The sequence below is a fragment of the Paenibacillus timonensis genome (genome assembly GCF_022427145.1).
In the GTDB taxonomy this organism is placed as follows: domain Bacteria; phylum Bacillota; class Bacilli; order Paenibacillales; family Paenibacillaceae; genus Fontibacillus; species Fontibacillus timonensis.
Genome location: NZ_JAKSXN010000031.1, coordinates 1 through 19,910, shown reverse-complemented (window position 1 = coordinate 19,910; position 19,910 = coordinate 1). Strand labels below are relative to the sequence as shown.

Sequence of the window (19,910 nt, the reverse complement as noted above, 5' to 3'; positions counted from 1 at the left end):
AGGAAACTATCGATGAAACTGATCGCCGTAGATCTGGACGGAACGCTGCTTACGTCGGACAGCCGTCCGAGTTCCCAAGGCTTGGACGCCATTTCGCATGCCGTCAGCAAGGGTCATGCCGTTACGCTATGTACCGGAAGAGCGAGTTTTGACGCCAGACATTTAACCGGAGAGCTGTCCATTCCGATTATCGCTTCCAATGGAGCGGAAGTTTTCGACCGGGAAGGAAAGCTGCTTCGCGAAACGCCGATTGACCCGGGCGCAGCCGCAGAGGCCGTTCGTTATCTATTGAAACATAACGTCTATTTCGAAATCTTTTGTCCGGAAGCCATCTATTCCCCTTCCGACGGCGAGCAAAAGCTGCTGGCCGAAATGGATATGCTGGTCAGCGCTAATCCAAACGTCGATCGAGACAAACTGTGGGAGAGCGCAAAGATCCAGTTCGTCCAATTCGGCTTTCGAGGGACCGATCAACCGTTGCAGCTTCTAGAACAAGGCCGTCCCGTATATAAACTCTTGGTATATACATTCAATGAGGATAAGCTGAACGAAATCACGCAGCATTTCGACGACCAGCCGCAGGTGCATACCACTTCCTCCGCCAACCATATCGTCGAGGTGATCGCGAAGGAAACGGATAAAGGAAGCGCCTTGCGATTTCTGGCCGACCATTTGGGGGTAGACATGTCCGATACCGTCGTGATCGGGGACAGCTACAATGACATCTCGATGTTTGAAGCCGCTGGTACCAAAATTGCGATGGGCAATGCCGTAGACGATATCAAGCGACTCGCTACGGTGACCACAAAAACCAATAACGATCACGGGGTCGCCTATGCCATCCGCTCTTTGCTGGAAATCTAGCCCCTTGTTCATAGCTGCAGGTATGAAGAAAGAACCTTGCTAAACGCAAGGTTCTTTCTTTCTGGGATGCGGTAGAGAGGACTCGAACCTCCACGGGCGTACGCCCACTACCCCCTCAAGATAGCGTGTCTGCCATTCCACCACTACCGCATATGAAGTTTCTGAAACAGTTAAAGAAAATGGTGACCCGTAGGGGATTCGAACCCCTGTTACCTCCGTGAAAGGGAGGTGTCTTAACCCCTTGACCAACGGGCCGCATTTTAACAACCGCCTTGAAGCGGCGACAAAATTGAGTATAGCAAAAAGCGATGTGGGTTGCAAGCTATTTTTTGCTGCACCAAAAATTGGCGCATAAATGGAAAAACCCCCGGGTTCCGGGGGTTTATTTATCTGAAAAAGTTGGAACGGAGAGAGAGGGATTCGAACCCTCGCACCGCTTACGCAGTCTAACCCCTTAGCAGAGGGTCCCCTTATAGCCACTTGGGTATCTCTCCAAGAATGAAATGGCTCCCCGAACAGGACTCGAACCTGTGACAACTCGATTAACAGTCGAGTGCTCTACCGACTGAGCTATCGGGGAACGACAAAAACTGAGAACACCAATTAATTTATCACGCTTCCGCGGCAAAGTCAAGGTTCAAAGCGCTTTCGTGGCCTTCCTTCATTCCCCAATCCGTTCGGGCACAAGGTGAATCATCGCCCGCTTGAAAACTCATGGACAAGCTTAGCTAAAAAAGGGTTGCATTCCATCGAAAAATCAATAAAATAAACATAACGTTAAATTATTTTTAACGTATGATTATTTTAAAAGGATGGGTGCACGATGAGTGAGGAAGTTCGGGTCAAAAGTCGACCGTTTACCGGGTTCAGAGAACTGGCTGTCTACCAATCATTTATGTACCTTCTACTGGCCCGCGTCATTTCCCGTTTCGGCGATTCCGTCGATTCCATTGCTTACAGCTGGATGGTATACATGCTGACCGGCTCCAAACTGATGATGGGAACCTTGTTCGCGCTGAATTTCATTCCGAATATCGCTTTCAGTTTTCTTGCAGGTACGCTGGTGGACCGCTGGTCCAAACGAAAGGTCGTCGCGATCACCTATCTGGGGCGCGGCCTGATCGTCTGCTCCACGGCATTTCTGTATTGGCAAGGCTTGCTTGTTCCCTGGCATCTTTACGTGTTGACGCTGCTCACCTCAACATTAGAATGTTTCGCTTCTCCGGCTAAGCTGGCCCTGGTTCCCCAGTTGCTGCCCAAGGAGAAATTACTTAGCGGCAATTCCTTCAGTACCTCCGCTTCGCGTGCGGCAGAATTAGCGGGCATGGCGGCCGTTGGCGGGATCATCGCGAGCTTCGGCATTTCCACGGCCATTTTGATCGACGGACTGACCTTTACCCTTGCCGCGGCTTTCATCATGCTGATCCGGGTGGCCCGCCAGACCTCGCCTGAACTTCACGACAGCCAACCAGGTAACACCTCCCTCATTCATGAACTGAAGGAAGGATTGCAGTATCTCAAATCCAATCAACTACTCATCACGATCGTTCTAGCTGCCGCTTTTGTGAACTTCTGCTTGTCGCCTTTTAACGTGCTGAATGCCGTTTATGTCGATGAAATCTTGGGTTCGGGTCCCGCCGGTTTAAGCTTCATGGGAATTAGCTTGATCTGCGGCACGATTGTCAGTGGGTTATGGATCGGCAAAAGAGGAGCTGCCTATAAAAAAAGCCGGCTCATCTTGACCGGTTACCTGCTGCTTGGAGCGAACTACGCGCTGATGTATTTGCCTGCGGTCTTGCCGATTCAACCGTTGGGCATGGCCACGTTGTTCAGCTTTGGTATGGGTCTCTCCGTTTCGTTATGCAGTACGCCCTCCACCACCTATTTTATGGAGACCGTACCGAAGGAACTGCTTGGCCGTGTCGGCGCGCTATACGGGATGGTATGTACCTGCGCCATACCGGCGGGGAGTGCCCTGGCCGGAATCCTGGGCGAATGGGTGCAAGTCCATTTGCTTTACGTGAGCTTTGGGATCTTCCTGCTGATTCCGGTCATTTTACTGCTGAGACAGCGTAGATTCATGGAGATTTGAAACCTATCAGGTTTTGCGCATTTGTAGGACCCGAGCTATACTAAAAGAAATGACGGTCAACCGTCTTATGTTCGGTAGGGGGCTTGCAGGGTGAACGAAGCGAAGGAATTAAAAACGCTGGAGGACATTCGGATTTACTCCGACCCGTATCGCCTTCAAATCCTGGATACGTTCAAGCAATTGAATCGTCCGGCGACGATGAAGGAAGTGGCGGACACGATGGGAGAGGTACCGGCCAAGGTCTATTATCATGCCAAGAAGCTGGAGAGCATCGGTCTCCTGCAGCTCGTGGACACCAAGGTGATCAACGGCATTACCGCGAAATACTATGAGCCTTATGAGGGTGCCATCCATATCAAGAAAAGCTATTTCGACGATTCGCTCAAGCAGGTTGCCTTAACGGAAACCGAAAAATTGCTGAGCAATTTATACGACGAAAGCAAAAAGCGATTTTTGAAATCATCCCGCTCCCATACGTCTTCCGGGCAATTGAGCAACGATCACGTGTATCTGACCCCGCAGGAAGTGGAGGAATTTCAGGAGTGGGTCACGGCGTTTCTAAAAAAACACCAGACCAAAACGTCCGAGGAAAGCAAACAATACGAAATCTTTATGACCGTAGCGAAAAGCAGCGAAACCGAGGATTAAAATAAAAAGAACCATCGTCTCCGTAAATGGAAGCGTGGTTCTTATATTTTTTCTGATGCAGATGGTCTTGTTTCGTTTTCGTCTTTCGGGTTCGCAAATCTTGGAACGCAAACGGGCTGCGGCTAAGTTCCGGGCTACGTTTTCCTTCGCGGATGAGTTTCTGCCGCTGTTTTTTGGCTTGGGATTGGGCCATGGTTAAATCACTCCTTACGTCGTTTGATTTAAGTATAACACATCCTTAGCTGCCGGATAACGCATAAAGGCGCAGGATCCCGGCACATTTGCCGCAGCGGTAACGGCTCGGGTCGACGCGGCGTTTCCGCAGATATTCCATTCCGCAATCGGCACAGACCAGCTTGTAGCGGTGCGGCAGTGTTTTACGTTGCTTGCTCCCGGGCAAAGCGTGGCAGTAACGGCTGCCGCCAACTTTTTGGAGCAGGGCTTTGAAGTCCGCGTCGCGATGCTGATACCCTCGTCCCGCCAGGTGCAGGTGGTAGTGGCATAATTCGTGTTTGATGATTCGCTCGACTTCCTCTTCCCCATAAGCGGTGAGCTGGGCGGGATTGATTTCGATATGGTGGGTTTTCATAAAATATCGCCCCCCGGTGGTTCTTAGCCGGCTGTTGAAACGGGCTTGGTGCCGGAAAGGCACGCCGAAGGAACGCAGCGAGATTTGCTCGATCCAGGCTTGTAGCTGCTCGTTCGTCATCGTCCTCTCCCCTTCCTGTTGTCGTGAGCGCAAGAAATCTGCTAGATTCCTTACTTGAATTTTAACTTCTCCTTACGCTACACTGTCAAGTAGGATAGATAGAAAAGGAGAATCTCGAGCATGTCCCTAATGAGATACGTCATTCTGCAGCAAGGCCAGGATCTAATCTTCGTTGAAATGCCCCGTGACTATGCCTACCAGCTCAGCGCTTTGAATTTGCGGCTGAACAAGGAAATCGATAAACTGACGGCCCTTGAGGTTCCGGCGCTGCCGCGCGCGATTGCCGAATGCGACCAGCTCGATCTCCTGCAGGAATCGCTTCAGATTACGAGCGGTTTGGAATATATTAACGGATTGGAGTCCGCTTTTTCCGCGATTCGCGAAGAGAACTATCCGCTGATCTCGCTGCTTACCGAAATTCGCGCCCTCCAGGCTCAGCTGGAGCAATGGTACGAGGAAGAAGGCGCGTAACTCTATCGAATACCGTAAAAATAAAGCCGGCCGAACTAGCTGTCCATCGCAATGGGGGCTATCGAGCCGGCTTTTTAATTTGCTTGCTAGACCTTTGGGCCACCCGCCTCTTCTCGCTAGGCTCGAGGGAGCGTTCGCGCTAATTCCAACTTTGCTCCCCGCGTGCTTCAGTAGCGCTCTCCTCATACGTCGGCATGCTCTCCGCTAGCTTCAAGCCGCACCCGTTGTTCCCAACGTCACCATCGTAGGCTGAAAGGTCGCGCTCGTAGTTCCAAATGTCGCACCCGCTGTTCCCGAAGTCGTTCTAACGGAACGTAAAGCCCTTATTCGCACATTTCCCGGCTATTTCCCACTGTAACGGAACGTAACGGCCTTATTTGCCGGTTTGGTCAGCCATTCCCCTGCTTTTGCCGCAAATAAGGTCTCCTCGTTCCGTTAGAATCGGATCATGCCCCTTTTCGAGCGAATAACGTCTCTGGGTTCCGTTAGAATCTGGCGAGCAGCGGAAGGCCCGGCTGAATTCAAGATTCAACGCCGAATCCCCACCTCCGAGTCCGCTTCGTGATCAAAAGCCGGAATTTTAGTTTCACCTTCCAATGAAGACGAAAATGCAGGCTTTTCAGCACCGAGAAGGTTGAATGAAGCTAGGGACTGAGCAGCGCAGCGTAGGTAAACCTACGTGAGCAGCGGAAGGCCCGGCTGAACGCAAGATTCGACGCCGAATCCCCCCTCTCCGAGTCCGCTTCGTGATCAAAAGCCGGAATTTTAGTTACATTTATGAGAGGACTTGCACGGATTGGGGGAATGCCCCATACCCTAACCATACCAATGGGTTACCGGAGGAGGGGATACGCTTGCCGAACTGGCTCAGCAATCAGATCATGCGTGCCTTTAACAAGAGAGACCGTCGTCAGATTCGACTGCTCAACGACTGTTGGTTTTTTTACTATAGCCGCCGGAACAGCCATACCGACAACACCAACTCGATGCAATAGCGGCTCATCATAAACATAAGGGGCGGCTCCGCAGCAGCGCTTGCCTGCTTGGAACAGCCCCGCATTCTCGTTATGTGTCGCACCGGATGGGCAACCCCCACGTTAGTAGCTGCCGATCACCAGCGCGTGAAACTCCTCGTCCCGGGCGACGAGCAACCCCAGCGCACCGGAAAGAAACCGGGACTCCAGATAAAACGTCCCCCCGATCCGCGCTACGCCTGATGCCCGAGTCGAAAACGCCACCTGCCACGTCCCCTTGCGGAGAAAGAGTTCTTCCCGGTCCGATCGCCATGCAACCTGAGCGCCCCAAGCTTCAAACAACTCCCGCAGCGGCAAAAAGATTTGCTCCTGGCGAACGATAGGCTGCCCGGCTTCCGAAAACCGGACAAGCTGGCCGTCAAACCATACCTGAAGCTGGACCCCGGCAGGCTGAAGATCAACGCTGTCCAGCAAATCGTCGCCGCTGCGCAGCACCGGCAGCCGATTTGGACCCGCCTGAATCTTCCGGACCGCACCGCCGGTCGCGTCGCTCACGTAAAGCTCTCCAGAGCGGTAAACCAGACCGTAGGGCTGTTCAAGCCCTGAGGAAGTCAAGAAACCCGCCGGTTGCTCCAGCAAACCGCCGTCCGACGGGTGCAGCGACTCCGCCTGGCCGAGATCCAGCGTGACGACGCGTCCGGCAGGTGTGATGGCGCGGATGCGATGGTTGAGCCGGTCGGCCACGTAAAGGACCCCTTCCCCATAAGCCAATCCCGTCGGACGGTTAAACCGGGCTTGATTCCGCTCACCATTGCGATAGCCTCCGCCCAAATAACCGGTGTCGCGATCGGGCTGACCCGGTAACCCGGCATAGGTCGCCACGCCCCCCGCCCGGATATGGCGAATGACCTGGTTGCCGCTGTCGGCGACATACAACCCGTCATCTCCCCAGGCCAGTCCCACCGGTTCGTTAAACCGGGCTGACGAACCGGCTCCGTCCACATAACCGCCCGTCTCCCCCGGTTGCCCGGCCCAAGTGCTGACCGAACCGTCCGGCGCAATCCGGCGAATCACGTGATTCAACGTGTCGGCCACGTACAAATTTCCTTCTCCATCCAGCGCCAGCCCCGTCGGATTGTGAAACTCCGCCTCCTTCACCGCTCCGTCGCGATACCCCGCTTTCCCGGTTCCCGCAAACGTATATACCATGCCGTTTTTGATTTTGCGGATCACCTGATTGTCGGGATCGCTGACATACACCGTACCTTTTCCATCGCTGACGAGAAAAGCGGGACGCTCAAACAAAGCTTGTCCGGCTGGACCATCCCAGTATCCGCCGTTCTCCGCCGCCGCCGCCGAGCCGGTACGTGCACTCCAGCTGTTTCCGTCCCAAGACCAAATCCGGTGGGCACCGGCATCCGCAACCAGTAAAGATCCGTCCGAATCTAAAGCAAGCCCTGCCGGCTCAATGAAGCCCACTGAAGAAGCAGAAGCTAGTGCCCGCCCCGCAGCAAAGGAATTCCCCATCCCTCCGCACAGCCAACTCAAGCATAGAACGCCTATTAAAACGGCTCTTGCACTCAACGGCTTTTTTCTGTTCGCCAACTACAGACTCCTCCTTCTCAAATCGCCTCAAAGCCATCCATGTCGTCAATTTTCCACGGTAATCGTTATTTCCGCTTGGTCTAAGACGTCCAGATACTCAAACGGAATCCGAAGAACATATACTCCCGGGTCTAACGTATTCAAGAAAGCTTGTCTTAACGTGAACCGCAGTTGAGAACCATCATTAGCCGAGTTGAAGTCCTGTAGCGGCATCAAGATTCGTTCCCCACCGCTCGGATCAGTCAGCACGGTATCGTAATCATCGTCCGGTCCAAAGGCATCGCCAAGCCCATTCACAAGCCAGACGAGATCCCCCGGCTGCGATTTGCGGTAGGTCACTTGCTCACGGTCCGCATGCGGTTTAACCTCCGACGAGAACTCGATAAGCGGCTGCAAGTCTCCGGTATTCGGATTCCGCAGTAACCCTTCCTGAATATAGAAGGTGATTTCCGAGATCAGCTCGAGATTCCCGTTAAGTTGGATAATCAGACGGTTCCCTTCAATACTCAAACCGGAAACGTCGATGGGTTTCGGGTTATCCGGGTCATAACCCACGACGTTATATAAGGTAACCGCCGATTCTACCGGGTCAGGAGCTCCGGCACCCGTATTAAACTCGATTGGCGTCGTAAACGGAATGGAGAGGGTGGACAGATCCCAGACCAAGGAATAAGGTTCATTCCCAATCAGCTCCATATCCAGCTCCGGCGGTTGTGGCACGCGGGCATGCAGCTCGATGATCGGCAGCTGAAACCCGGAGGCAAAAAACAGCTTCAACCCCAGCGATTCGATCCCGTTCTCGACGCCCTGCATATAAGAAGCCTGGATCACCAATACCGTTTGATCGGAATTGGCTCCCACCGTGACTATGTAATCCACACCTTCCACCAGATCCGTTCCCGTGTCGGCACGCATCACCCTTGTTATCCGGTCTCCGTACAGCTTCAACACGATGTTGGCATCGGAACGTCGATCCGGGTCCGGCTCAAACTTGGGCACGGAGACAACCTGAGGGGAAGAAGGCGCGGGGTCTTGCCCGCTGCCGCCGCCTGATCCTCCGCCCGAATGACCGGGCAAACCCGGCCCGACCTCATTTTCGAATCGAATGACCGAAGCTGGCGTAGCTGCCCTACCTTGCCGTTCGCGAATCTCCTCTTCGCTTCTGCGCTCGATCGTACGATTTATTAGGTCCAATACATCGGACGGAGTCTCCCCCGCCAATTTCAGATCGGCATAATGCTGCTCCAAAGCGAACAAAGGGACATCTTCCCAGTCGAGCGCTTCGACCGTCCCGGTTCCGTCGGCCGCCCGCAGCAACTGCTCCCCGTGAAGAAGCGTGACATCGGCGGTCGCTTCGGCCGAGGCTGCTGCCCGACTTACCGCGACGCGGCCTTCCAGGACGCCAACATATGTCTGCGCCTGCGCGTACCCGACGATAAACTCCGTGCCCATCACGCCCATGACGGTGGTTGGCGTTTTGATTTCGAACCGCGAATCTTGGGTCAGCTTCTTCTTCACCTTGATCAGCACGCTGCCCTTTTGGAGGGACAAGCTCGTCTTGCCCTCCATCGCCTTGGCGCTTTTGACCAATTCATTGATGATCAGCTTCGTGTCCGGGCCGACATAAACCAGCTTGTCGCTATCCAGCTCCAGCTCGACGCGTCCTTCCTCGCCGGTAAGCAGCACGTCGCCCTCGGTAACGGCCATATTTTTCACGGCTTTAAACTTCTTCTCGCCGCCTTTTTTCACTTCGGCGCTGCCGGTGACGTCCAAGATTTTGCCGATCTTTTTCGCGTCCTTCGCTTCCGCCGCTCCCGGCGCCAGCAGGGTTACCGCCAGCAGCAGGGACAACGCGATTTTTATGAATTTCAAAGGAACCCCTCCACTTCATACGCCACGATTTCCTGTTCCTTGCCTTTGAGTTGATAGAAGCCGGGTCTCGAGACGGCTACCCTATCATCCACTTCGGCATAAGCGGCTTCGCTGAGCAAGATCCGTCCCGGCTCCGCCCGGTTTTCCAATCTCGCCGCCGTGTTCACCGTATCTCCGATAGCGGTATAATCCATCCGCTTCCGCGAGCCGATGTTCCCGAATACCGCCGGCCCCGTGTGGATGCCGATACCGAACCGGATATCGCGGCCCAGCCGCGTCTTCCACTTCGTTTCCAGCTCGGCGGCCCCCTTCTGGATCGCCAAAGCCGCCTGCACGGCTTTGAATACATGATCCTCTTGCTCCAGCGGCGCATTAAAAATCGCCATTGCGGCATCCCCGATAAACTTGTCCAACGTCCCTTCATAACGGAATACACAGCGCTCGGCCAAATCCAAATACTCGTTGACGACCGATACGATCTCCTCCGGCTCCGACGATTCGGATAAGGACGTAAACCCTCGGATGTCGATAAACATCACCGTCAACGTGCGGCGTACTCCCCCCAGCTTCAAACCGTCCTTACCGGCCGACAGAATCTGTTTGACCACTTGAGGCGCCACATAACGGCCAAATATCTCGGTCACTCTTCGCCGCTCCGTCCATTCGTAGAAATAGCGCAGCAGCAGCGCCGCCAAATAGAAAGTGCCTAGGAACAGCAGCGGATATCCGACGGGAACCAGCAAACCCTGGTCATATAAAATTTTTCCGCCGTATAGCAACAGTCCAGCCAAGACGGCGAGCATCAGCAGCGAATAAACCGGATGAACCAGACGGAAAAAGAGATAGGCTGCGGCACCCGCAACAAGCAGCAACAAGGCGTTCCATTGCCAATCCGCAGCTTTCTTGAAATTGTTCTCCAGCAGGGCTTGAACGATGTTGGCGTGAATCTCCACGCCGTACATAGGGGTATGATGATCCAGAGGAGTAGCGTAATTGTCTTGAAGAGAAGCCGTAAAGGGCCCGATCATCACGATCTTGTCCGCAAAATAATCAGAGGGAATGTCCCCGCGCAACACGGAGGCATAAGAAAACATCTCATATTGTCCGGGTGTGCCGGTAAACGGGACGACAAACCGCCCGAATTCATCCACCGGCGGCGATGTGAGGGTTCGCATCCCCGCGGACGAACCGCCTTGCGGCAAATGCGCGGCATACAGCCGGTAAATCTCCCATGCCAAATGGTTCACCGAACGGCCTTCATGGTCAATACGAAGCAAGGCGCGGCGTACGACCTGATCCTGATCCGCCATCACGTTAATATGTCCGACCGCCGCGGCGGCCTCGCGCAAAGCGTCAAAGGGATCGGCCAACGTCAAGGCTTGGATCGTCCCCCGCTTCTGGGAAAGGGCAAAAGTCCCATAGGTCGGCAATACGACGTTTCCGGCTTCCCGGACCGCCTCCACCCACGCCGCATCTTCGTCAGGCGACGAAGACGGGACCTGAAACGTCAAGTCAAACGCGACAACGGCCGGATGGCCGGTTGAAATCCGGTTCAGCAGCTCGGCATGAACGCTGCGCGGCCAAGGCCATTGCCCCAGCGCTTGGATACTTTCATCATCAATGCCGATCAGGACGATTCTTGAGTCAGCCAGTCCCTGCCTCTGGTAAACCCGGTCCTCTACCCAGGAATCCAGTTCGCTCGGATATCCCCGGTAAACCAGAAACAAGGCGATGCCGATCAGCACGCCCCAAACGGTAAACAATCTGCGCCTCACACATTCACTTCCCGATCGGTTGTAATGATTCCATTTTAAGAATAACACAACTTTTGACCTAGTCTTCGGTTTTTTTGGATAAATTTTCTCAACGATTTCATGGCGGGTTCGCCCCGGAAACCGAAAAGCCAGCGAATCCGTTTCGCTGGCTCGGTAATGCGTTTAGGAATGCAGACCCTCGCAGGAATGAAGCACGACGACGTCCCGCTTCGTGGACAGATCCAGCTCGTAAGGGTAACGGACGCGAGTTCCGTCCGCTTCCCGCAGGACGCGTACCACCGGGCGATGCGCGAAGCCGTTGGCATTGGAAGCAACCTCCGCAATTTGACCGTTGCTTAGCTTGATGAGCGTGGACACCGGAAACAGGGAAATATGCTTTACGAATTGTTTGACGAGCTCCGCATCGAAGTATCGGTCGCCGGCCCCGAACAGAAACTCGATGGCCTCGTTCTCCGTGTAGGCCTGCCGATGGTAACGCGGCGAGGTCAAAGCGTCAAAGACGTCGGCCATCGCAACGATCTGCGCCATTTCGGGAATTTCTCCGCCCGACATCCGGACCGGATATCCGCTGCCGTCGTAACGTTCGTGGTGCAGCAAGGCGCATTTCGCCGATTCGGTCGAAACCCCGTCCAGCGCAATCATGATGCGGTAGCCTTCGATCGCATGGTTCTCCAGCGTTCTCCGCTCCTCCCGGGACAACCGCCGGTTGGCGCGAATCAAGGATCGCGGCATACGGGTCATGCCGATATCGAACAACAGTCCCCCCACCGTCAAGTCCAGCAGCCTGGCATTATCGAATTGACGGGAAACCCCCAACATGGCGGACAGCTTCGCCACATTCAACGAATGGTCAAAGAGTCGCCGATCGCATTGCAGCATCATAGCCAACTGGTCGATCAGCTTGGCATGCGAGGAAATATCGCAGATGATCCCGCGAAACAAACGCTTGAACCGGTCTTCGATCAGGGGGGCCGACAGCCGGCCTTCGATTTTTTCCGGCAGGGTTAACGCCACTAATTCCTCCATGGCTTGTTTCCGGACCAGCGGGTCCGGTACGTCCACGTTGTCCATGACTTCCGCAACTGATTCTGCGGCTTCGCCCGATAACGGGAAGATATGATTTGCCCGGAACCCGAAACTTCCCCGCTCCGGAACCTCCCGCACAACAACCGAGGTGATGCCAAGTTCTTTCATCCGCTTTATGTAAGCCTCCGTAAACACCGTGCCTTCTTCCAAAATCGACAAGCCGGAACGACTCAATATGGCTCTTCCGAGAACGTCGCCGGGCTTCAACAACTCCACACGTATCGATTTCATGCTCCAACCCCCTATATTTCTACCGTCCCCCATCCGATATTTCAAGATGGAAGGAAACTGTCGAATCATCTCGAATTTAATTCTTAGGGACTACTTTATCAGGATGAAATCCAAAATTTTGTGGCCCAAGCTACAAAATATGAAAAAAGTCACTTTTTTTCGTGTTTCGATCCCGAAACCCTGCTTTAAGAAATGGGTCTTTCGGTCCGACGCCATTTTTACTAAAGGAGGCATGCTGATGAACGATTTCGAATTAATCCGGCGTTTTCCGTATTTCGAGCATCTGGATCCCGTGGATCTGGCCAAGATGGCGCCGCTGTTCATCACCCGGGAATACGATAAAGGGACGACCATTTTTCTGGAAGACGAGGAAGGGGACGAGCTGTACCTGATCCAATCCGGCCTCATCCATATCTACCGGAATGACGAGAACCGGGACATTATTTTATCGGTGTTGAGCGAAGGGGACTTCTTTGGGGAAATGGCGCTCCTGGAGAGCGTTCAACTGCGATCTGCTTCAGCGCGGACGATTGAGAAGTCGATCCTGTACGTGCTGAAACGGCGGGACTTCATTGGCCTGCTGCAGCAAAACCCGCTGATTTCCCTGAAAATTCTGGAGACGACGCTTGGACGCCTGCGGAAAGCCAATGAGCTGATTATGGACCTGACGCTGCTGGACGCCCGGACGCGGATCGTGCGGACGCTGCTGCGCTTGATGGAACAGCATGGTTCGCCGAAGCCGGACGGCATTCTCATCGCCTTCAAGCTGACGCACCAACAGCTCGCCGATATGTCCGGTACCGTGCGCGAGACGGTAACCAAGGTCATGCTGGATCTGCAGTACAGCGAGCAGATCCGGGTCGACAAGAAGATGATTCTCGTCCTCGCCCCGGACAAGCTCAGGCAATCCGCCGGGATGTAGAACGAGAGCCTGGACGATGGGGAATCCTAATCCTGGATCGCACAAAAAAGAGCCGTAAGCCGCGGAAATTTCCACAGCTTCGGCTCTTTTTTGTGACTGCCTTATTGTGCCTTTACCTCGGCAGGGCCTCGCATCGTTAAGCCGACCCGGCCTTTCTTGACGTCCACGTTCAGCACCCAGACGGTGACGTTGTCGCCGACGGATACGACGTCCATCGGATGCTTCACGTATCCGTTGCTCAGCTGGGAGATGTGCACGAGCCCGTCGTTCTTGATCCCGATATCGACGAAAGCGCCAAAATCGATGACATTGCGTACGGTGCCTTGCAGCTCCATGCCTGGGACCAAATCCTCGATCTTCAGCACGTCGGTACGGAAAATCGGCAGCGGCAGCTCCTCGCGAGGGTCCCGCCCCGGACGCTGCAGGCTTTCGAGAATGTCGCGCAGCGTGGGCACGCCAACCTCGAGGCGCGGCGCCAGTTCGCTTGGATCCAGCGCGGCCAGCTTCTCGTTGAGCTCCTTGGAGCCCAGCTGATTCAGCGAGACGCCCAGCTCGGCGAACAGCCGGTTCACCACGTCGTAGGATTCCGGGTGGATCGGCGTCTTGTCGAGCGGATGCTCGCCTCCGTCGATCCGCAGGAAGCCGACGCACTGCTCGAACGTCTTGGCGCCAAGCCGCGGCACCTTTTGCAGCTGTTTACGGCTCTTAAAGCGTCCGTTCTCCTCGCGGAACTTGACAATGTTCTTCGCCGTCGTCGCGTTTACGCCGGACACGTAGGACAAGAGCGCCGGCGACGCGGTATTGACGTCCACGCCGACGTGGTTGACGGCCGATTCCACGACGTTCTTCAGGCTTTCGTCGAGATGCTTCTGGGATACGTCATGCTGGTATTGGCCGACGCCAATCGCCTTCGGCTCGATCTTGACCAATTCGGCCAGCGGGTCCTGAAGCCGCCGTGCAATGGACACCGCGCTCCGTTCGGCAACGTCCAGATCCGGGAACTCTTCTTGCGCCAGCTTGGAGGCCGAATATACGCTGGCGCCAGCCTCGTTAACGATCAGGTACGCCAGCTCGCGGTCCTTGCCCTTGCGTTCCGCGATGACTTCGGCAACGAACTGCTCCGTCTCCCGCGAAGCGGTGCCGTTGCCGATGACGATCAGTTCGACGCCGTATTTGTCGATCAGCTCGTGGAACTTGGCCGCCGCTTCCCGTTTCTTGTTGTTCGGCGGCGTCGGGTAGGTGACCTCCACCTCCAGCAGCTTGCCGGTGTCGTCCACGACGGCGAGCTTGCAGCCGGTCCGGTAAGCCGGGTCAACGCCAAGGACGTTTTTGCCGCGAACCGGCGGCTGCAGCAGCAAGCTGCGCAAATTGCCGGCGAAGATCGAAATCGCCTGAGCTTCGGCTTTTTCCGTCAGCTCGCCGCGGACTTCACGCTCGATCGACGGGGCGATCAGGCGCTTATAAGCATCGTCGATCGCCGCGCGCAACACGTCCTCCGTCGCGGAACGTCCGCGAATGACCTGGCCGGCGATGTAGCGGCAGATCGCCTCGGCGTCCAATTCCAGCGACACCTTCAGCACGTTCTCCCGCTCGCCGCGGTTCATGGCGAGGATGCGGTGGGACGGCATTTTTTTGGCCGCTTCCCGGTAGTTGTAATACATCTCGTAGACGGATTCCTCTTCCGGCGTCTTCGCCTCGGACACCATCAGTCCGTGATCCATCGTATATTTGCGGACCCAGGCCCGGGTGGCGGCTTCGTCCGCAACCTGCTCGGCGACGATATCCATCGCCCCCTGCAGCGCCTCCTCGGCCGTCTCCACGCCGTTTTCGATCCCGGCCGCCGCCGTGAACTTCGCCGCTTCCCCTAACGGATCGCCCTGCTTCGGCTGCGACAGCAGCCATTCCGCCAGCGGTTCCAGCCCTTTCTCCTTGGCCACGCTCGCCCGGGTTTTCCGTTTCTGCCGGTATGGCCGATAGAGGTCCTCCACTTCCTGCAGCTTCACCGCTTTGGCAATCGCCGCCGACAGCTCGTCCGTCAGCTTGCCCTGCTCGTCAATGATCCGCACGACTTCCCGCTTCCGCTCCTCCAGGTTGCGGAGATATTGCGTCCGCTCCTCGATGCTGCGAAGCTGGTTCTCATCCAGCTCCCCGGTCATTTCCTTCCGGTAACGCGCGATAAACGGAATCGTATTGCCTTCGTCCAGCAGCCCGATCGTCGTTCGCACCTGCTTCAGAGATAGTCCCAGCTCCTTGGCGATTTGGGCGATGATCCGCTCCTGTTCCCCCGCATCGGCCTTACCTTGCCCCGCTGTTCCGTTCGTCTCCGTTTGCGTCATGGCAGAATCCCTCTTTCATTCTAAAAATTGCGATTGTTTCTATTATCACAAACTTTGCGCGCCTTTTCCAGCACGCCCGGCTTGATCAACGCCGGAGAAAAATGAAGAAACACCGCGCCCAGGGGCAGCGGTGCTTTGGTTCTAGTCGTTTAAAACGTGCTGTACGTCGAATCCCACGTTGTGGCATATACCAAAACCGCGATAATCGCGATCACGATAATGATGCCGTACAGCGCCGTGCCGATGATGCCGCAAACGAGGCCGGCAACGCTTAATCCCTTGCCCTGCTCGCCCGTGCGTTTAATCTCCTTAAACGACAAGCTGGAGAATACGATGGCGACGATCCCCAAAATAAATCCGACGTACGGAATGACAATCGAGAGAATGCCCAGCACCAGCGATACGATCGATTTGCCGTTCGTTTTTGGCGGCGCCGGCGGTGCCGACGGCGGATATTGGTTGAAAGTGGAATACGAATAAGGCGTTTCAGACGGACGTTGATCCATGAAAAAAGGTCCTCCCCGGAAAATGTTACATTTATTGTACTAGATCGCAGCAGATGACGCCATGATATATTTTTCCGATTGCCCCGTCCATGCAAAAAAATCCATTCAGAAAACTTTCAGCTAGGCTTCAGGTTGGCCTCATCTTCGTCCTTTAAAATAAGCTCGACTTGTTTAGTGCAAAATGCCGTACAAGCTCTGAAGCTTGCAGGCGGAATACATAGGCTGGAGGGATTCGATTGAACAAGAAGTGGTTGTGGATCGGGATCGGAGGCGTGGGGATAATCGCCATCGCGCTTATTTTAATCCTGACGATTTCGAACAAGCCCAAGCAAGCAGCGGCGCCCGTTCAGAATACGACGCGGGTCAGCAAAGGCGACATTACCGTCAGCGTGTCCGGCTCGGGCTCTACCGTCTCCACCGAGAGCGAAAGCGTCCGCACGAAGGACGAAGGCAAAGTCAGCGAGGTCCGCGTAAAGGCGGGCGACGTCGTAAAGAAAGGGCAGGTGCTGCTTACGTTTGAGGGCACCGATAACTCCGACAACCTCAAAGCGCAGCAATCCTCCCTGGAATCGCAAAAATTGGACCTGGCGGATCTGCAGGACCAGTTTAAGCGGCAAGTCCAGGAAGGCGCTGATGAGCAGACGCTGAACGCCACGAAAAAGTCGATCACCAAGCAGGAGCTGAACATCGGCAACACCGAGGCGGAGATTGCCAAGCTGCAGGAAGACACGGTACCGCCCGATCCGTTAACCTCGCCGATCGACGGCACCGTCACCGCCGTCAACATCACGGCCGGCGAGCAGGCCAAAAGCGGAAGCGAGCTGTTCGTCATCAACGATTACCAGAAGCTGAGCGTCAAGATTCAGGTTGATGAGCTGGATATCCCCAGCGTCAAGGAAGGCATGAAGGCGACCGTAAAGGTCGACGCTTTGCCGGAACAGACCTTTGAAGGTACCGTCTCCGACATCGCCGACGAAGGGGTGGCCTCGGGCGGCGTGTCGTTATTCGACGTCACGATCGCGCTGAACGATTCCGAAGGCGTGCGGGTAGGCATGTCGGCGGAAGCGACGATCATCACCGAGGAGAAGCAGGACGTCTTGACCCTGCCGATCGAGGCGGTTCAGCAGCGGGGCGGCCGGTACGTGGTCCTGCTGCCGGGGACCGGGGGCGGCGCGGAGAGCGCGGCTGGCGGAGCGGCGAATCCCGCCGGCGGGGCCGCCGAGAGCCGGCCGGGCGCTGGCAGCTCTGGTGCGGGCGACGCGCCGAGCGCGGGCGATGCGACCCCCGGCGCGGGCAGTGCGCCTAGCGCGGGTTCGTCCGGCAACGGCCGGGTGGACCAGGGCCAGTCCGGGGCCGCGCCGGACGGCGGACCAGCGCCGGCTGCCGAGGGGACGCCGCCGCAAGCCGGGGCCGCCGCCCGCAGCGGCAGCGCCGCGGAAGCCCCGACGAACCGCCAAGGCCAGGCTCGGGACAACGGAACGCCCGGAGCTACCGGGGTAACCGGCGGCACGGGCGGCCGCATGCAGGTCGTGGAAGTCGGCGTGCATAACGAAACGTTGATCGAAATCGTCAGCGGATTAACCGAAGGCCAAGAAGTCGTGATCCCGACGGTCATCAGCACCTCCTCCGGTTCCGCTGCCCAACAGCAGCAGATGAGAATGCAAGGCGGATTTGGCGGAAGCAGCGGATTCGGCGGCGGAGACGGTGCCGGCTTCGGCGGAGGCGCGGCTCCCGGCGGGGGCGCGACTGCTCCAACCGGCGCAGGCGGATTCGGCGGCGGAGGTGGAAGATAATGGGCACGGCAACTCCCCCCTTGATCGACGTGCAGCACCTCGGTCACGGGTATCGCATGGCCGGTGAAATGATGACCGTGCTCAGCGACATCAGCTTTCAGGTTCGGCACGGCGAATTCGTGGCCATTATCGGGCCGTCCGGCTCCGGTAAATCCACGCTGATGAACATGCTGGGGTGCCTGGACGTGGCGAACGAAGGCACGTATCTGCTCGACGGACAGGACGTTCGCAAGTTGTCCGACAATAAACTGGCCACGATTCGCAACGAGAAGATCGGGTTCATTTTCCAGCAGTTTAACCTGTTGCCCAAATTAACCGCCTACGAAAATGTCGAGCTGCCGTTGATCTACCGCAATGTCCCGCATAAGGAGCGGAAAATCTCCGTCGAGGAGTCGCTCCGTCTCGTCGGTTTGGACGACCGGATGCACCATCGCCCGTCCGAATTGTCGGGCGGGCAGCAGCAGCGCGTCGCGATCGCCCGGGCGATCGCCGGCGCGCCGCCGATGTTGCTGGCGGACGAACCCACCGGAGCGCTCGACAGCAAAACCGGCGTCGAGGTGATGGACAAGATGAAGGAGCTAAATGCGCTGGGTCATACGATCATCATCATCACCCATGACCTCTCCATCGCCGAGCAAGCCAAGCGGCTCATTCGGATTCAGGATGGACGGATCGTCGAAGATCGGGGGAACCCGGCATGAACCTGCTGCAAAGCATCAAAATGGCTTGGAAGAGCATCGCCGGCGCCAAGATCCGCTCTTTTCTCACGATGCTGGGCATCATTATCGGCGTCTCCTCCGTCATCACGCTCGTTTCCGTAGGGCAAGGCACGACGTCGCAAATTACCGACCAGCTCGAAGGTCTGGGAACCGACCTGCTCACGGTGAATATCATGGGCCGGGGCAGCGCTACTTCGCTATCCTTCGAAGAGGCGATGGCTTTGGGAGACCTTGAAGGAGTGAAGGCCGTATCGCCCGTGATCAGCGGCTCCGTCACCGCCAAGAAAGGGACGACCAACGATACCCTATCGATCGAGGGCATTGCCCCTTCCTACGAGGAGGTCCAGGATTTCCACGTCCAAGCCGGACGTTACATCATCGATATGGACAACGAGTTCCGCATGAAGGTGGCGCTGATCGGCACCGAGGCGGCCAGCACTTACTTCGGTACGGATAACCCGGTCGGACAAACGATTCAGTTGAACGGAAGCAGCTTCACCATCGTCGGTTTGCTGGAGTCCAAAGGCTCGAGCCTGACCGCCTCCAACGATAACAAGCTGTTGATTCCGATCGCCACGGCGGAGCGTTTTCTCCAAAGCCGCGGCGTGCGCTCCATTACGGTCCAGGTGCAGGACACGAAGGAGATCGAAACAGTCAAAACGTCGCTGGAAGCCGCCCTGGACAAAAAGTTTCTGAACGCCGACAACGCGTACAGCATCTTTAACTCCCAGGAGATGCTGGATACGCTGAACTCGACGACCCAGATGCTATCGCTGGCGCTGGGCGGCATCGCCGGCATCTCGCTGCTCGTCGGCGGCATCGGTATCATGAACATCATGCTCGTCTCGGTCAGCGAACGTACCCGGGAAATCGGCGTCCGCAAAGCGATCGGCGCCAAGAAGCGCGACATCCTGATGCAGTTCATGGTCGAATCGACGGCGCTCAGCGGTTTCGGCGGCTTGATCGGCATCGGGCTGGGCTACGGGGCCAGCGCGTTGATCGGCCGCTACTCGTCGCTGACGACCACCGTATCCATCCCGATCGTCCTCATCGCTTTCGGCTTCTCGCTGTTTATCGGCGTCGTGTTTGGGATGATTCCGGCCAACAAGGCCGCCAAGCTCCGCCCGATTTACGCCCTGCGGACCGATTAAGCCGCTTAGTCACCAAATGTGTTCGAAAAATCGAATACATTTCGCCGTTAGCCCGGTGATTAGCACATTTATATATGAAAAATCGAATAGAATTCACTCGATTCCGCGGTTTCGGGCGAAATGTATATGAAATTTCATATAGAATATCCCCTTCGG

General features: G+C 56.1%; 17 protein-coding genes and 4 tRNA genes. 9 read left to right on the top strand and 12 right to left on the bottom strand.

What is annotated here, in order from left to right; genetic code table 11:
* Positions 1 to 12 precede the first annotated feature (12 nt).
* Complete coding sequence (locus MJ257_RS13590; protein ID WP_240269746.1) at positions 13 to 864, top strand: Cof-type HAD-IIB family hydrolase; 852 nt, start codon at positions 13 to 15, stop codon at positions 862 to 864.
* A 67-nt stretch (positions 865 to 931) separates the two neighbouring features.
* Here MJ257_RS13590 and MJ257_RS13585 read toward each other — a convergent pair.
* The 4 genes from MJ257_RS13585 to MJ257_RS13570 all read right to left on the bottom strand — a co-directional run bounded on the left by MJ257_RS13585 (position 932) and on the right by MJ257_RS13570 (position 1,444).
* Positions 932 to 1,014 (bottom strand) — tRNA-Leu (locus MJ257_RS13585).
* A 30-nt stretch (positions 1,015 to 1,044) separates the two neighbouring features.
* Positions 1,045 to 1,119, bottom strand: a tRNA-Glu gene (locus MJ257_RS13580).
* Between the two features lie 150 nt (positions 1,120 to 1,269).
* A tRNA-Ser gene (locus tag MJ257_RS13575) sits at positions 1,270 to 1,358 on the bottom strand.
* 10 nt (positions 1,359 to 1,368) lie between these two features.
* Positions 1,369 to 1,444: transfer RNA gene (locus tag MJ257_RS13570), tRNA-Asn, on the bottom strand.
* A gap of 243 nt (positions 1,445 to 1,687) precedes the next feature.
* Between MJ257_RS13570 and MJ257_RS13565 the strand changes: the two genes are divergently transcribed.
* Both MJ257_RS13565 and MJ257_RS13560 read left to right on the top strand, forming a co-directional pair.
* A complete protein-coding gene (locus tag MJ257_RS13565; protein WP_240269745.1) occupies positions 1,688 to 2,956 on the top strand; it encodes an MFS transporter in 1,269 nt (422 codons plus the stop codon).
* A 90-nt stretch (positions 2,957 to 3,046) separates the two neighbouring features.
* Entirely contained in the window at positions 3,047 to 3,604 is a 558-nt protein-coding gene (locus MJ257_RS13560; RefSeq protein ID WP_240269744.1) for an ArsR/SmtB family transcription factor, read from the top strand.
* Here the strand turns inward: MJ257_RS13560 and brfA are convergent.
* Positions 3,567 to 3,797 (bottom strand): ribosome rescue factor BrfA, encoded by a 231-nt coding sequence (gene brfA / locus MJ257_RS25075; protein WP_240269743.1) that lies wholly within the window; start codon positions 3,795 to 3,797, stop codon positions 3,567 to 3,569. The genes MJ257_RS13560 and brfA overlap by 38 nt on opposite strands.
* 45 nt (positions 3,798 to 3,842) lie before the next feature.
* Positions 3,843 to 4,313, bottom strand: a complete 471-nt coding sequence (locus tag MJ257_RS13550; RefSeq protein WP_240269742.1) for a SprT family protein — start codon at positions 4,311 to 4,313, stop codon at positions 3,843 to 3,845.
* 120 nt (positions 4,314 to 4,433) lie between these two features.
* Between MJ257_RS13550 and MJ257_RS13545 the strand changes: the two genes are divergently transcribed.
* Together MJ257_RS13545 and cmpA are read left to right on the top strand one after the other, a co-directional pair.
* Positions 4,434 to 4,784 (top strand): hydrolase/acyltransferase, encoded by a 351-nt coding sequence (locus MJ257_RS13545; RefSeq protein WP_240269741.1) that lies wholly within the window; start codon positions 4,434 to 4,436, stop codon positions 4,782 to 4,784.
* Positions 4,785 to 5,638: 854 nt separating this feature from the next.
* The gene (gene cmpA, locus MJ257_RS13540) at positions 5,639 to 5,779 is read left to right on the top strand and encodes a cortex morphogenetic protein CmpA (protein ID WP_178023892.1); all 141 of its coding nucleotides are present in this window, start codon (positions 5,639 to 5,641) and stop codon (positions 5,777 to 5,779) included.
* A gap of 102 nt (positions 5,780 to 5,881) precedes the next feature.
* Here cmpA and MJ257_RS13535 read toward each other — a convergent pair whose 3' ends face one another.
* The 4 genes from MJ257_RS13535 to MJ257_RS13520 form a co-directional block, all read right to left on the bottom strand.
* A complete protein-coding gene (locus MJ257_RS13535; RefSeq protein WP_240269740.1) occupies positions 5,882 to 7,237 on the bottom strand; it encodes a stalk domain-containing protein in 1,356 nt (451 codons plus the stop codon).
* Positions 7,238 to 7,408: 171 nt separating this feature from the next.
* A complete protein-coding gene (locus MJ257_RS13530) occupies positions 7,409 to 9,235 on the bottom strand; it encodes a FecR family protein (protein ID WP_240269739.1) in 1,827 nt (608 codons plus the stop codon).
* The gene (locus MJ257_RS13525; RefSeq protein ID WP_240269738.1) at positions 9,232 to 11,010 is read right to left on the bottom strand and encodes a CHASE2 domain-containing protein; all 1,779 of its coding nucleotides are present in this window, start codon (positions 11,008 to 11,010) and stop codon (positions 9,232 to 9,234) included. The genes MJ257_RS13530 and MJ257_RS13525 overlap by 4 nt, the downstream gene beginning before the upstream one ends.
* Before the next feature lie 162 nt (positions 11,011 to 11,172).
* Positions 11,173 to 12,327, bottom strand: a complete 1,155-nt coding sequence (locus MJ257_RS13520; protein WP_240269737.1) for an HD-GYP domain-containing protein — start codon at positions 12,325 to 12,327, stop codon at positions 11,173 to 11,175.
* A 238-nt stretch (positions 12,328 to 12,565) separates the two neighbouring features.
* Between MJ257_RS13520 and MJ257_RS13515 the strand changes: the two genes are divergently transcribed.
* Positions 12,566 to 13,249 carry a Crp/Fnr family transcriptional regulator gene (locus MJ257_RS13515; RefSeq protein WP_240269736.1) on the top strand — a complete coding sequence of 228 codons (684 nt, stop codon included), beginning with the start codon at positions 12,566 to 12,568 and terminating at the stop codon, positions 13,247 to 13,249.
* Between the two features lie 101 nt (positions 13,250 to 13,350).
* On the opposite strand, the gene MJ257_RS13510 is transcribed toward MJ257_RS13515, so the two are convergent.
* The gene (locus tag MJ257_RS13510) at positions 13,351 to 15,585 is read right to left on the bottom strand and encodes a Tex family protein (RefSeq protein ID WP_240269735.1); all 2,235 of its coding nucleotides are present in this window, start codon (positions 15,583 to 15,585) and stop codon (positions 13,351 to 13,353) included.
* A gap of 149 nt (positions 15,586 to 15,734) precedes the next feature.
* Positions 15,735 to 16,091: a DUF4190 domain-containing protein gene (locus MJ257_RS13505; protein ID WP_240269734.1), complete on the bottom strand. Its 357-nt coding sequence runs from the start codon at positions 16,089 to 16,091 to the stop codon at positions 15,735 to 15,737.
* 236 nt (positions 16,092 to 16,327) lie between these two features.
* On the opposite strand from MJ257_RS13505, the gene MJ257_RS13500 reads away from it, so the two are divergent.
* Genes MJ257_RS13500 through MJ257_RS13490 form a run of 3 tightly spaced genes read left to right on the top strand, consistent with a single transcriptional unit; the run spans position 16,328 to position 19,754 of the window.
* On the top strand, positions 16,328 to 17,884 hold the full coding sequence (locus MJ257_RS13500; RefSeq protein ID WP_240269733.1) for an efflux RND transporter periplasmic adaptor subunit: 1,557 nt from the start codon (positions 16,328 to 16,330) through the stop codon (positions 17,882 to 17,884).
* Positions 17,884 to 18,585, top strand: a complete 702-nt coding sequence (locus MJ257_RS13495; RefSeq protein WP_240269732.1) for an ABC transporter ATP-binding protein — start codon at positions 17,884 to 17,886, stop codon at positions 18,583 to 18,585. Before MJ257_RS13500 ends, MJ257_RS13495 begins: the two co-directional genes overlap by 1 nt.
* Positions 18,582 to 19,754: an ABC transporter permease gene (locus tag MJ257_RS13490; RefSeq protein ID WP_240269731.1), complete on the top strand. Its 1,173-nt coding sequence runs from the start codon at positions 18,582 to 18,584 to the stop codon at positions 19,752 to 19,754. Before MJ257_RS13495 ends, MJ257_RS13490 begins: the two co-directional genes overlap by 4 nt.
* Positions 19,755 to 19,910: the final 156 nt, after the last annotated feature.

Bases quoted from the DNA above. Each gene is read 5' to 3' on its own strand.
- MJ257_RS13590 (WP_240269746.1), top strand. From the start codon at position 13: ATGAAACTGATCGCCGTAGATCTGGACGGAACGCTGCTTACGTCGGAC.
- MJ257_RS13565 (WP_240269745.1), top strand. From the start codon at position 1,688: ATGAGTGAGGAAGTTCGGGTCAAAAGTCGACCGTTTACCGGGTTCAGA.
- brfA (WP_240269743.1), bottom strand. From the start codon at position 3,797: ATGGCCCAATCCCAAGCCAAAAAACAGCGGCAGAAACTCATCCGCGAA.
- MJ257_RS13550 (WP_240269742.1), bottom strand. From the start codon at position 4,313: ATGACGAACGAGCAGCTACAAGCCTGGATCGAGCAAATCTCGCTGCGT.
- MJ257_RS13545 (WP_240269741.1), top strand. From the start codon at position 4,434: ATGTCCCTAATGAGATACGTCATTCTGCAGCAAGGCCAGGATCTAATC.
- MJ257_RS13520 (WP_240269737.1), bottom strand. From the start codon at position 12,327: ATGAAATCGATACGTGTGGAGTTGTTGAAGCCCGGCGACGTTCTCGGA.
- MJ257_RS13515 (WP_240269736.1), top strand. From the start codon at position 12,566: ATGAACGATTTCGAATTAATCCGGCGTTTTCCGTATTTCGAGCATCTG.
- MJ257_RS13510 (WP_240269735.1), bottom strand. From the start codon at position 15,585: ATGACGCAAACGGAGACGAACGGAACAGCGGGGCAAGGTAAGGCCGAT.
- MJ257_RS13505 (WP_240269734.1), bottom strand. From the start codon at position 16,091: ATGGATCAACGTCCGTCTGAAACGCCTTATTCGTATTCCACTTTCAAC.
- MJ257_RS13495 (WP_240269732.1), top strand. From the start codon at position 17,884: ATGGGCACGGCAACTCCCCCCTTGATCGACGTGCAGCACCTCGGTCAC.
- MJ257_RS13490 (WP_240269731.1), top strand. From the start codon at position 18,582: ATGAACCTGCTGCAAAGCATCAAAATGGCTTGGAAGAGCATCGCCGGC.